We start from the raw sequence: 12,936 nt of genomic DNA on the forward strand, positions 1-12,936 counted from the left end.
AAAAATTAATCCAATTTTTCTATTCTCTCAAGCTTCAATTTCTGTCCTTTAACTAAACTTACTTCATCTTTCAAAATTTTAACAGGATTAAGAATAATTGTAGAAAATTTTTGATTCTGTACTACTCTTTCGCTATATTCAATAATAAAAGATTCTCTCAATCTACCATCACCTATGCTAACTTCATACTCAAGAATCAAATTATTTTTTAAACTAAAAACATTAAAAATTCCATAATAAATATTATCTTCAATAATATAAGTAAGATTAGGATAAGAAAAATCATAAATAATATCCTTATAAACATAATTACCACTTGGAATAAAAAAATTCTTTCCATTGCTATTTTCTTCCAAGATAGAATTATCAAATCGTTTAAAAATACCTGAAAACCCATATTTATCATAAGCATCAGTCCCAGTATCAACTTTTACCTCAATATTACTTTCATCAATAATTTTTATCCAAAAATTATATACTATTAAATCTGAAAAAATAGACTTAGTACTAATATTAAGAGTATTATAAGCAGGCTTTGACATATATTCAATATGTGCTATTTCTTGATAATTTTTCTTAAAAATACTAATTTCATTAAAATATCTACTAAATGACAAAAATAAAATATCTTTAAAACCTGACTTTCCTGCCTTTTGATATGTACCACTATCATACCAAACACCATATAAAAACTTATAAACCCCCTCTTTGGTTAAATCCTTTAAAGTTTTATAAACATCACTATCTATTCGTCTTACCTTCTCACTTGCAGATAAAGGATAATACTTTCTCTGCAAGTGAGAATATTCATACATTTCAACTCGGCTAACTATTATATCTTCACCCTGTTTGTCATATTTTTCCAAAGAAATAGAATAACTTTCCCTAGACTGCTTATCATCATAAGCTGGAGATCTTTCATATTTATTTATAATAATACTTCCATTTACTTTATTAAAAAATATAGGCCTATATGAAGAAACATCATTAGCAATTGCCTTTTGAAAAACATATAAAACAGTCTCTTCATTTAAAAACCCTTGAACAACTATATCAAAATCATAATCACCAGTAATATCTTCAAGATACATATTGTAAGACTTTTTAGAATCAATATCCACCTGCTCTTTAAAAAGAACTATAGCCTCTTGAGTTTTAGGATCAAAACCAATTATAAAAAGATAAGATTTAAGATCTGAGAAATCCTGTGCTAAAACCACTTGTTCAAAATAAACATCTAAATTTAAATTTTCCTGTTGAACTGAAAGAATCTTATAACCCTTAAGGTCAATAAGCGACCCAAAAATATCTTCTCCATTATTACCACTATTTGAAACACCCACATCAGAATAATTCAATTCACTAGGGCCTTTTATCCCTTTATTAAAAATAATAAAATCTTTATTTACCTTAGCACAAGAAAATAACATAAAAAATAAAGATAAAATTAATTTAAAACGCATACCATATGATTTTTACTACAAATTTAATTCATACTAAATAATAATTTTAATCAAAATTCTGCAAGGCAAAAAATGCATTACTAAAATTTTCTTCAAAATTACCTTTATTTAACATAGAATCTATTATTAGCCTACTATTTGCATGATAAAGATTATCAAGAATACTATTCTCTGTAATTATATCATTCGACTTAATAGAATAACTGCCATCTGAATTTAAGAAAAATACATAAACTTTACGATCTGCTAAAAAAGGCTTAGACCAATTGTTTTCTTTTAAGCCAAAAATGATATCATAAAAATCCTTACTATTCTTAAAAACAGACAATTCATCACCCAAAGTACTAGGATAAACACTCATATTGTAAGCAAGATTGACAATATCTTTCTTCAATGATAAATTATAATTTCTAAGAGCTTTCTGTACCCCATCAGTATTCATTTCGGCAATGACCTTATTAAGATTCTCTTCAAGAAAAGCTTCAATAATGCTTGGTTCATAAGTTTCTACATAGTTTCTAACCACACTAATATCATGTTCTGAATTTTTATCAAAATTATAAACATTACTTAATGCTTTATAAATTTCATATTCATTACTATTTTTAGTTTTAATAGGCTTAGAAATTTCATTAACTTTCAAAGCAAAAATTAATCTTACATCTTCTTTCCTATCAAAAGCAAGATCAAAATCAAAATAATATTTTTTAGAAGAAGCAACTCCCTTAAAATTAACAATATCATCAGAGTAAAATTTAGCAATCTCCTCAAAAGGCGTATCATTAGATAATTTTTCATAAGCATCATTTGCATCTCCCAAATTTTTAAAACGAATAGATACAACCTCAATGCTTTTAAATAAATTTAAAGATCTCTCAGCATAAGAAATTATCCCATCTTGTGGAAAATCTTGATAAGAAAGTGTAACATATGAAATATCTCTTCTAATCTTGCTCATCTCCTTAATAGAATTAAGAAGAACATCTGCAAATATAAAGCTACTGTTCAACAAAATCTGAATATTAGAAGACAGTAAATCCTCAACTGCTTCACTATGAATTTTAAACTTCTGGTAATCAGATACTTTTTTATATTTCTTAAAGCTAAAATTACCAGCAGAGTCTAGATATTCATAAGAATTTATTAAATGTTTATTTAACATACCCTTTGAAACATAAAAGCTATTAGATTTTGCTAAATCAAGAAAAGCAATATCTTCTATATATTTAGCAAAAGCCAAATTCCAAATAGAATACTCCATATCAGAATTATCTTTATTTTGTATTAATTTAGAATAAAGATTTGAATAATAATTAACATATCTGGCAAATTTATTTCCCTTTTCATAATAAATTGGTTGTCCCTTATAAGTGCCAAATCTTAACCCAGATAAATCATATCTATCAAACAAACCTGGAATCAAAGGTGCTATGATAAATCCAAACACAATTAATATAAGAGACAAAAGACTCAAAATACCAATCCTCTTATCATTAGAATCAAAATAATTAGTAGTTTTAGACATATCTTCTCTTATCTTCTTTATTCTCTTACTCATAAAAATAACCTTAAAAATTTAAATAGCATAACATTTTAATTATTAAAATAACATAATTAAAACATTATTTCAATTGAAATATTTACATTAAGCACTATTTTTAATATATGTAAATAATTAATGAATTAATGTTCTTTAACAATTCAACAATATAGCAGAAAGTTATGGGAAGTAATAAGTTCACTATTGACATAAAACCAAATGAACTCAATAGGCTAACAAAGATAGTTTACAATAATTTTGGCATTAACCTTAGTGAGAAAAAAAAATTGTTGATTGAAAGTAGGCTATCTTCGACAATTAAAGCAAAGAATTTCAACAATTTTACAGAATATATTAACTACTTAGAAAATAATGAAAGCCAAATATCCTTAATAGAATTAGTAGATAAAATATCAACAAATCATACTTATTTTTTCAGAGAACCTAATCATTTTGAATTTCTTGAAAAAAAACTTTTACCCAAAATGATTAATCAAATGTCAAAATCAGATGAAAAAGAAATTCGTATATGGTCAGCTGGATGTTCAAGTGGAGAAGAGCCTTATACAATTGCAATGATAATAAATGAACACATAAGCACTAATAAAGTCCACCTAAATATAAAAATATTGGCAACTGACATTTCAATTACTGTTTTAAAAGAAGCTAATCAAGGAATTTATTCAGGAGATCGTATAAAAAATCTGCCTAAACATTTAAAACTTAAATATTTAAATCAACTTAAAAATGAAAAATTCGAAGTTAAAGATTCACTTAAAAAAATGGTTCAATTTAAAAAATTGAATTTAATGGACGAATACTTTCCATTCAAGAAAAAATTTGATTTAATTTTCTGTAGAAATGTAATGATTTATTTTGATGAAGAAACTAGAAATCTACTTGCCGAAAAATTTAACAAATATTTAAAGGATGATTGCTATCTACTCATTGGTCACTCAGAAACAATTAGAGGAAATAAAAATTTTGAGTACATTATGCCTGCAACATACAAAAAATTACACTAGTATAAGGTACATTATTTGCCTTGTATCTTTTTATTTAAATAAATAATCTCTTCAATAAGATTTTTCTCGCTCAATAAGCCCATGATACAATTTTGAATATTAAACATAGTCAATGATAAATATATATTTTGTACAAATTTGTCATCAATCATAAATTCAGCTTGAAAAGCGCTAACGTTAATAATTAAATTTTCAATTTCACTAAGTTCATATTCAATATTATCAAAATTTCCTTTCTTTACCTCTTTTAAGATTTTATAAAGCCTATGTCTTACATTACTAACTTTATTTAAAAGTAACATGAACTTATCATCAATATACCTATTTAATTCATCATTTATCATATAGTCTCTCTCTTAGGTCAAATTTACTTTTTCTCCCACCTTGACAAAGTAAAGTAACTCACCTATTGTAGCAACATGATCTCCTACTCTTTCCAAAAAACTATTTAAAAACAATATATTCAAAAGATAATCCAAATTTTCTGGATTATTTTTCATAGCATCAATTACAACTGTTTTTTGTTTGGAAAATAATTTATCTATGACATTATCATACTTCACTATCTTAAGTATTTTAGTAAAATCTCCATCAAAGTAAGCATCAAAAATATTTGAAAGCATATTTTTAGCTGTATCTGCCATTTCTCTTAAAGGTTTAAGATAAAGGTCAACAGAACAAAAATCTACTGCATTAGACTCTAAAAGAAGAACAACCTTTACAATTTTAGTAGAATGATCTGCAATACGCTCAAGAGAGCTTATTATTTTAATAATTGCTAAAATTTCTCTAAGTTCAGTTGCCACAGGATGTTCAGTAGCAATGATTCTTCCACACAAATCCTCAATATCATATTGATAATCATCTATTATTTTTTCATCCTCATTAATGATTTTTTTAGCCAAATTTTTGTCTCTAGACTCTAAAGCAATTAGAGAATTTTCTATTATTTTAAGAACACATTCTTTCATATCCCAAAGATAATCTTTTATCACTTCAAGTTGTTTAGTAAGTTTGCGTCTAATCATAACAAATTCCCCTAAAAATTCCCCTAAAAAAACCTTTTTAAAAATAAATATCTTAACTTAGAAATCTCATAATAATCACTAAAAGGATATTCATCAATAACCTTCTTATAGTAATCAAGTGATTTTAAAAAATCTCTATACTTACCCTGCGTCTCATACAGTCTACCTAATAGATAATTATATCTATCCAGAAATCTTGAATTTGCATACTTAGGGAAATACAGAGAACTAAAATTTAAAAAAAAATCATACTTACAATTCAGTAACAAAAACTCAAGAATATCAAGATAAACATTTTCACTAAAATCAATATTATTCTCTATTAAGAACCTAGTATCCCTTATTACATTTTCCACCCTATTTAACTTAATTCCAAGATGAATAAGATTTAAAAAAATCTTATCAAAATGTCTATCTCTTATGCTTAAGTAATTCTCATAAGAATTCAAATAATCCCCATTTTTATAATAAAGATCAGCCTTTAATAAAGTATACTCACTCTCATTAAAATTATATCCATTAAGTAATTTAATCGCACCTTCATAATCATTAATATAAGATAAATTTAAAGCTCTTCTAGCAATCTCCTTAAAATTTAAGTCATCGTTAATATTTTTTAATCCAACTTTTTTATCTTCACTCAACTCCTTTTCACTTAACTTATTAACCACTTTTCTTTGAGAAATTTTTAAAATCACATTTTTAGTAAATTCTCTAGAATCTTTCACATTTTGATAACTAAAAGTTAATACAATGTTCCCAATTTTTTTTGAAGTTTGAAAAGTAAAAGTAGCTCCATTATGGTAAGATTCCCTTAAAAGTCTAATAAAAGAATTATTTTTAGGGTTCTTAATATAAATCCAAGCTTCATCCTTAAAATAAAAACTAAATTTAGAATTAGTTTTCACTAAAAATTCTCTCTCTTCACTACTAAAATCAAGTTCATAAGTATCATACCTATTCTCAGAAGCAAGAGAAGATGATACATTTAAAATAAAAAATAAAATATTAAAATAAACAAAATAACATTTATTCACTTATATTTTTCCAAAATATTATCAATTAATACCTCATTTTGCTTTTCTAAATCAATGTTAAATAAATTCTCTGGGTTTATCCAGAAATCCTTAAGAAGTTTATAATTAATCGGCTGCTGCTGTTTAGCTAAATTATCCTCTAGCTCAGTATTAGGCAGATGAGGCTTAGGAAAGAAAAAATCATTCATATTGAGATTGGAATTTAAATCAAAATAAAAATCTTCTACATTAATGAAATTTAATTTCTTATTTAAATCTTCTTCTACATTTTTATGAGTATTTCTAATTATCTTAATCGAATAAAAATAGGTAATAAAAGCAACAATAATTGATAAAAATATTAAAGTTAAAAAATATTTTTGAAAATAAAATTTTTTCTCTCTCATAAAATATCCTTAATTATGCATTAAATTATATATTAAATATCATACTTTCTCTATTAAGAGAATATTAATTGATTATGATTTGTGGAATTGATGAAGTTGGAAGAGGATGTATTTTAGGGCCTGTTTTAAGTGCAGCAGTTATTTTTAAGGGGAAACCTGACTTTTTAAATGAACTAAAAGATTCAAAAAAGCTTAAAAAAGAAAAAAGAAAATATCTATCTTCATTAATACTTAAAAATTCATATTACGCCTTTGCAGAAGTATCTAATGATATTATCGACAAAATTAATATTCATTATGCGTCTCTTCTTGCTATGAAACTTGCATATGAAAAACTAAATATAGACTGTGAGTTAGTCGTTGTAGATGGGAAATTTATTCCAACAATAAAAGCTAAAAAAATCAAAGCAATAATCAAAGGAGACTCTATTATTAATGAAATAAAAGCAGCCTCAATTATCGCAAAAGTACAAAGAGATAAATTGATGGATGAATACGATAAAATTTATCCTCTTTATTCCCTCAAAAACAACAAAGGATATCCAACACAAGAACATAAAGATGCAATAAAAAAATATGGGCTCCTAAGTCTTCACAGAAAAAGTTTTAAACTTATTTAAATAAACTTTTAGTAATTCCTATCTCTAAATCTTCCTGAAACGTAATGATTTTTATCATAATTAGAACTATCTCTTTTAGATCCATTATTAAGAGCTTCAAAATCATTACGTCTTGCTTCTCCTGTAGTATAATCTCTGACTTTTTTTTTCTTAATTACAGAAATTGCTTTTAATAAACTTGACTCAAATTCTTTAATATTTTCTTCATAAATAAAAACTGAATGTCTTTCAAAATCCCCACTAGCATTTCTTTTACTTTCAACAATATTTAAAAAATAATCGCCTTTCCTATTTTCTTTAACATTAAAAAAATAAGTTCTATCAGAATTCGTAAATAACTTATCAGAATATATTTCCCCTCGCTCACCCATTAATTCCTCCACTCAAAAAGCATTTATATGTGATTGACTTTCATAAAAGTTAACATAATTGTACTTATTAAGAAAAAAAAATACTAGACAAACTTAATAATAAATTAAATTAATAATAAGTTAATTGACATAAAATACATTTTTTTATAAAATCAGATTTGATATTTGTACATGCGTCCTTCGTATAATGGTTATTACCTTAGCCTTCCAAGCTAATGATGTCGGTTCGATTCCGATAGGACGCTTGCATTGTGCTTATTTTTTTTGGAGATGGCGGGATTTGAACCCGCGTCCTAAAAATGATATTACAAGCTTCTACAAGCTTAGCCAGAATTTTATTAAGTAAAGAGATGAAAACTCTAGCAAACCACCAAATTACTTTCAAGTTTAAAAGTCCCTAAAAATGAACTTGAAACATTTTTAAGCAAGCTTCGATTCCTTTTTTCATTAAAGAGTATAAGTCAAACTTCAAAGCAAAATTCAACAAAACTCTATACTAACTTAAGCAGCCATTACAAGATTTGAACTTGTAAAGCTATTATTTTTTGCATTTATTAAAGAAGTTTTAAGAGATTCGCTCTGCTTGCAGCTTATGCTATCTAATTTTTTAGTCAAATCCAAAACATCCCCCTATTCATACTTTAAGTAAAAGTATAATATAAATATATCAAAAAAGCAAAATAATATAAATTTGAAAAACAACATATAAAGTTTTATAATAATTATTAAATATAATAAATGAAACAATGAGGGACACTTTTGAGTAACGAATCTTTATGGTTTATTATGTTAATCTGTACTTATTCAATTTTAATTGCTATATACAAATTTTTTGGAAAAAAAGGATTATTTGTCTGGGTTTCGTCTTCTGTAGCTATTGCAAACATTCAAGTTTTAAAGCAAATTACAATATTTGGTTTCAACGCCACGCTTGGTAATATTATTTATGCATCGACCTATATTGCAACTGATATTTTATCAGAATTCTATGGTCGTCATGTTTCAAAAAAAGCAGTTTATATAGGTTTCATAAGTTTTATATTTTTTGCTTTCAATACGAATATTCAACTTTACTTTTCACAAAGCAAATATGATGTATATTTTAACAACTTAAAAAGCATTTTTTCTTCAATCCCAATTTTATTAGTCGCATCAATAATTGCATATATAATATCTCAGTTAAATGACATATATCTATATCAGCTAATTAAAAATAAATTTCCCAAATTTCTTTTCATAAGAAGTAATGGTTCAACACTGATAAGTGGACTAATAGATACAATAGTATTTGTGAGCATTGCAACATATTTCAATATATTTCCAAAAGAAGTTTATTTTGACATAGTTCTTTCAACATATTGTATTAAAGCATTTGCTGGGATTTTAGGCACTCCTTTTATTTATACAGCAAAAATTATATCACAGAAAAAAAAAATAAAATGTTGATAGTTATTAACTTAACTATTATTTAGTAATTCGATATAATTAGTAACTATATGACAGATCTAATTCTATGGTCATCTTTATTATTATCTTTTTATCTATGTTTAACAATATTTTATTATCTATTTGGAAGGTCTGGTATTTTTTGTTTTGTAGCTATTACTACAATACTATCAAAAATCCTTATACTAAAAAAAGTAATTATATTTGAACAAAATGCAAATCTAACAACAATAACATTTTTATCAATTCTTTTCTCACTTAATTTAATTACAGAAAAATACAATCCTAAATCTGCCTCAAAGTGCACAACACTGGGTATGCTTATAAATATTACTTTTGTATTAATGATAAATTTTACATTAGTTTTTCAACATAACACATTTGATACTTTAAATATACATTTTAAAATATTATTTTATAACACTTCATATACCGCTTTAACTGTTATTGGAACATATATTATATATATATGTCAGAATGTTAATATATATTTGTACACTGTATTAAAAAGAAAAAACATGAAAGTCAAGTGGATAAAACATAACCTAACAAGATTAATTTCCTTATTGATGGTTTACACTATAAGTAAAGCTTACATATATATAACACCAAATTTATACCGTGATTATAATATTAACTGTATTATGAAAGGTTCTTGGATTTTTATTATAATAATCATGGTAATTGACTCTCCTATTTATTATTTTCTAAATTCTATCAAAGTACAAGAAGCCTAAATTTTAACTTTCTTATTATTTTAACAAATCCCTAAACTGCCCTTTATTATTTATTAATAGTAAAATTCTAAAATCTTTCTAAAAGAAGCCTATATTTATTCAATCTATTTTCTTTACTTTTATCTTGATAAACTAAAAATCTGATTTAAGTAACAAACAAAGTCAAATCAAATATATTTAAAAACAAATTATTTTTTATATAATACTAAGAATGAAAGTAAAAATTGAAAATTCTTGGAAAGAAATTCTACAAAGTGAATTTAACAAAACATACTTTAAAAAACTAGTAGGCTTTATAAAAAATGAATATAAAACAAAAAATGGAAAGATATTTCCTCCTCCAAAGCTTATATTTAATGCATTTGACTCTTTGCCTTTTAAAAATATAAAAGTTGTTATACTTGGGCAAGATCCATATCATGGGAAAGGACAAGCTAATGGACTAGCCTTTTCTGTCAATTCAGATATAAAAATACCCCCTTCACTACAAAATATTTTCAAAGAAATAGAAAATAATTTAAAAATAAAAACTATTGAAAACGGAGATCTAAAAAGATGGGCAATACAAGGTGTTTTTTTATTAAATTCAATACTAACAGTAGAGGAAGGAATTCCATCTTCTCACAAAAATATCGGATGGGAAACATTTACAAATGAAGTAATAAGAACTATTTCAAAAAATTTAAACAATGTCGTATTTATGCTATGGGGAAACTTTGCAAGAGACAAAAAACACTTAATTGACATATCAAAACATTTAATTCTTGAGACAAGCCACCCTTCACCTTACTCTGCAAGCAATGGTTTCTTAGGCTCAAATCATTTTAGTCAAACTTTAGAATATCTTAAAAAATACAACAAAACTTTAATAGACTTCAAATAAAACTCCCTAGCTTTTAAGAGAATAAATAAAACATCGACTTGACTTATAGATAATTAACTTTTTCTGTATAAAGTTTTTCCATTATCTGTTTCTTTATCCTCTTTCAAATCATCATTCCAAAATGGCGAACTTTTTTCATTTGTCTTGATCTCTTTTAATAAACTGTCATCTACCCTTTTTGTATTAATAAAAGACAACATAACAACAAATATAAAAAAAAGTGCAATAAATAATCCCGTAATCCTTATTGCAATATTTGAAGATTTAGCTCCAAAAATAGAAGAACTCCCGCCTCCAAACATTCCTCCAATACCATCACCTTGTTCATCTTGAAATAATACCAAAAGAATAATCATAAAAGAAATTATAATAAAAAAGATAAACATCAAAAACTTAAATAAGTCCAAAATAAACCTCTCTACTTAGCTACCTTATTAATTATTTTTAAAAAAGAATTCGACTTTAAAGATGCACCCCCAATTAAAGCTCCGTCAATATCGCTCTCTCCCATAAGACTTTCTATATTATCAACATTAACAGAACCACCATACTGAATTATGATATTATTAGCCGCTGCTTTAGAGTATAATTTTTCAATTTCAAGTCTAATTGCCCCATGTACTTCTTGGGCCTCTTCTTTTGTTGCTGTCTTACCAGTTCCAATTGCCCACACAGGCTCATAAGCTAAAATTATTCTTTTAAGTTCAGATTCAGATACAGAATTTAATCCTTTTCTAATTTGATTTAAAACAATATCTAAAGTTTTATGTTCTTCTCTCTCCTTAAGAGTTTCTCCAACACAAAGAATTAAATATTTAAATGGATTTTTAAGACCCCTAAGAACTTTCATATTCACTATATCATCTGTTTCCCCAAGATAAGTTCTACATTCCGAATGACCAAGTATTACGTAATCAACCCCAAATTCTAACAACATAGAAGATGAAATCTCACTTGTTCTTGCGCCACTACTCTCGTAAGACATATTTTGAGCGCCAAGAAGTACTTTAGTTCCCCTAGTAACATTACATACTTTACAAAGAGATGTAAAGGGAGGAGTTATCATAACTACAACATTATCTTTAATATATTTAACTCCATCTATAATCTGTTTAGCAACAACTAAAGCTTCTTCACTTGTATAATTCATCTTCCAGTTTCCTGCTAAAAATATCTTTCTCATAATTATTTCTCCAGTATTTTTATACCCGGTAAAATTTTTTCCTTAAGATATTCAAGAGAAGCCCCTCCTCCTGTTGAAACATGAGTTATCTTTTCAAATAAATCAAATTTATTTACAGCAGCTACTGAATCTCCTCCACCAACAACTGTAATACCAGAACAAGCTGCCACAAAATTAGCAACTCTAGCTGTTCCCCTAGAAAAAGAATCAAATTCAAAAACCCCAAGAGGTCCATTCCAAATCACAGTTTTTGCATTACGAATAACTACTTCCACTTCTCTTAAAGTTTTATCACCAATATCCATTCCAATTTTACCATCAGGTATATCAACGGCATTTACATATTCAGGAATAGAGTCTAACTTAAATTCATTTGCAACCACATGATCAATAGGCAAAATAATTCTTACATTTAATTCTTTTGCCTTCTTTAAAAAAGAAATAGCTATATCAATATAATCATTTTCTAGAAGAGATTTCCCAATTGAATGTCCCAATACTTTTAAAAAGGTATAAGCCATCCCACCTCCAATTACCATTACATTTGATTTTGGTAAAAGTGATTCCAATACTTCAATTTTTGAAGAAACTTTTGAACCTCCAATTATTGAAACAAATGGACTTTCGGGATTTCTTAAAATTTTACCTAAAAATTTATCTTCTTTTTCAATTAAAAATCCACCAACAGCTGGCAAGTAATCTGCTATTCCTGCCGTAGAAGCATGAAATCTGTGAGCCGTTCCGAAAGCATCATTAACAAAAATATCTCCATTCTGAGATAATTTTTTAGCAAAATCACTACAATTTTGTTCTTCTTCCTTATAAAATCTTACATTTTCAAGTAAAACAACATCTCCATTCTTCATAAAAGAAATAGCCCTACTCACCTCATCTCCTATGCAATCAGAAAGCATCTTAACTTCTTCTCCCATTAGCTCGGATAATCTCTTAGCAACAGGCATAAGAGAATACTTGAGATTTTTCATCCCATTTGGCCTACCTAAATGACTCATAATAATAACCTTGGCTCCCTGAGCTTTAAGATATTCTAAAGTAGGCAAAGCTGCTTTAATCCTAGTATCATCACTAATATTTCCCTCTTTTAAAGGAACATTAAAATCACATCTTACCAAAGCTCGCTTATAAGAAAAGTCAAAATCCTTTATTGTTTTTATTGACATTAACAACTACCTCATGAGCATTTATATTTATTTAAA

15 protein-coding genes, 1 tRNA gene and 1 other RNA gene are annotated in these 12,936 nt (G+C 26.3%); 6 read left to right on the forward strand and 11 right to left on the reverse strand.

Translation table 11 applies throughout. The features are described from left to right. Window positions 1-5: 5 nt before the first annotated feature. On the reverse strand, window positions 6-1,463 hold the full coding sequence (locus tag F0310_RS00185) for a pallilysin-related adhesin (RefSeq protein WP_182116961.1): 1,458 nt from the start codon (window positions 1,461-1,463) through the stop codon (window positions 6-8). Window positions 1,464-1,509: 46 nt separating this feature from the next. Then, window positions 1,510-3,021 carry a peptidylprolyl isomerase gene (locus F0310_RS00190; protein WP_182116962.1) on the reverse strand — a complete coding sequence of 504 codons (1,512 nt, stop codon included), beginning with the start codon at window positions 3,019-3,021 and terminating at the stop codon, window positions 1,510-1,512. A gap of 164 nt (window positions 3,022-3,185) precedes the next feature. Here F0310_RS00190 and F0310_RS00195 point away from each other — a divergent pair, with 164 nt between their 5' ends. After that, entirely contained in the window at window positions 3,186-4,028 is an 843-nt protein-coding gene (locus tag F0310_RS00195; RefSeq protein WP_182116963.1) for a CheR family methyltransferase, read from the forward strand. A gap of 11 nt (window positions 4,029-4,039) precedes the next feature. Here the strand turns inward: F0310_RS00195 and F0310_RS00200 are convergent, their stop codons facing one another. From F0310_RS00200 to F0310_RS00215, 4 genes are read right to left on the reverse strand one after another with little or no spacing between them, the layout of a single operon-like run. Further along, window positions 4,040-4,372: a PTS lactose/cellobiose transporter subunit IIA gene (locus tag F0310_RS00200; RefSeq protein ID WP_182116964.1), complete on the reverse strand. Its 333-nt coding sequence runs from the start codon at window positions 4,370-4,372 to the stop codon at window positions 4,040-4,042. Between the two features lie 12 nt (window positions 4,373-4,384). After that, entirely contained in the window at window positions 4,385-5,056 is a 672-nt protein-coding gene (phoU, locus tag F0310_RS00205) for a phosphate signaling complex protein PhoU (protein ID WP_182116965.1), read from the reverse strand. Between the two features lie 23 nt (window positions 5,057-5,079). Continuing rightward, window positions 5,080-6,093 (reverse strand): tetratricopeptide repeat protein, encoded by a 1,014-nt coding sequence (locus F0310_RS00210; RefSeq protein ID WP_182116966.1) that lies wholly within the window; start codon window positions 6,091-6,093, stop codon window positions 5,080-5,082. Beyond that, complete coding sequence (locus tag F0310_RS00215; protein ID WP_182116967.1) at window positions 6,090-6,479, reverse strand: hypothetical protein; 390 nt, start codon at window positions 6,477-6,479, stop codon at window positions 6,090-6,092. The genes F0310_RS00210 and F0310_RS00215 overlap by 4 nt, the downstream gene beginning before the upstream one ends. A 74-nt stretch (window positions 6,480-6,553) precedes the next feature. Between F0310_RS00215 and F0310_RS00220 the strand changes: the two genes are divergently transcribed. After that, on the forward strand, window positions 6,554-7,099 hold the full coding sequence (locus F0310_RS00220; RefSeq protein WP_182116968.1) for a ribonuclease HII: 546 nt from the start codon (window positions 6,554-6,556) through the stop codon (window positions 7,097-7,099). 8 nt (window positions 7,100-7,107) lie between these two features. Here F0310_RS00220 and F0310_RS00225 read toward each other — a convergent pair whose 3' ends face one another. After that, window positions 7,108-7,470, reverse strand: a complete 363-nt coding sequence (locus F0310_RS00225) for a DUF3276 family protein (RefSeq protein WP_182116969.1) — start codon at window positions 7,468-7,470, stop codon at window positions 7,108-7,110. A 173-nt stretch (window positions 7,471-7,643) separates the two neighbouring features. Here F0310_RS00225 and F0310_RS00230 point away from each other — a divergent pair. Beyond that, window positions 7,644-7,715, forward strand: a tRNA-Gly gene (locus F0310_RS00230). Between the two features lie 17 nt (window positions 7,716-7,732). Here the strand turns inward: F0310_RS00230 and ssrA are convergent. Next, window positions 7,733-8,100: a transfer-messenger RNA gene (gene ssrA, locus F0310_RS00235) on the reverse strand. Between the two features lie 129 nt (window positions 8,101-8,229). Here ssrA and F0310_RS00240 point away from each other — a divergent pair. The 3 genes from F0310_RS00240 to ung all read left to right on the forward strand — a co-directional run bounded on the left by F0310_RS00240 (window position 8,230) and on the right by ung (window position 10,536). Continuing rightward, window positions 8,230-8,916, forward strand: a complete 687-nt coding sequence (locus F0310_RS00240) for a queuosine precursor transporter (RefSeq protein WP_182116970.1) — start codon at window positions 8,230-8,232, stop codon at window positions 8,914-8,916. Window positions 8,917-8,966: 50 nt separating this feature from the next. Then, window positions 8,967-9,653 (forward strand): queuosine precursor transporter, encoded by a 687-nt coding sequence (locus F0310_RS00245; protein WP_182116971.1) that lies wholly within the window; start codon window positions 8,967-8,969, stop codon window positions 9,651-9,653. 211 nt (window positions 9,654-9,864) lie between these two features. After that, window positions 9,865-10,536, forward strand: coding sequence for a uracil-DNA glycosylase (ung, locus tag F0310_RS00250; RefSeq protein WP_182116972.1), 672 nt, complete (start codon window positions 9,865-9,867; stop codon window positions 10,534-10,536). A gap of 53 nt (window positions 10,537-10,589) precedes the next feature. On the opposite strand, the gene secG is transcribed toward ung, so the two are convergent. Genes secG through F0310_RS00265 form a run of 3 tightly spaced genes read right to left on the reverse strand, consistent with a single transcriptional unit; the run spans window position 10,590 to window position 12,900 of the window. Beyond that, window positions 10,590-10,943: a preprotein translocase subunit SecG gene (gene secG, locus F0310_RS00255; RefSeq protein WP_182116973.1), complete on the reverse strand. Its 354-nt coding sequence runs from the start codon at window positions 10,941-10,943 to the stop codon at window positions 10,590-10,592. A gap of 11 nt (window positions 10,944-10,954) precedes the next feature. Continuing rightward, window positions 10,955-11,719, reverse strand: a complete 765-nt coding sequence (tpiA, locus tag F0310_RS00260) for a triose-phosphate isomerase (RefSeq protein ID WP_182116974.1) — start codon at window positions 11,717-11,719, stop codon at window positions 10,955-10,957. A gap of 2 nt (window positions 11,720-11,721) precedes the next feature. After that, entirely contained in the window at window positions 11,722-12,900 is a 1,179-nt protein-coding gene (locus F0310_RS00265; protein WP_182116975.1) for a phosphoglycerate kinase, read from the reverse strand. Window positions 12,901-12,936 lie beyond the last annotated feature (36 nt).

Origin of the sequence: Borrelia sp. A-FGy1 (assembly GCF_014084025.1) — a bacterium.
Classification (GTDB): Bacteria; Spirochaetota; Spirochaetia; order Borreliales; family Borreliaceae; genus Borrelia.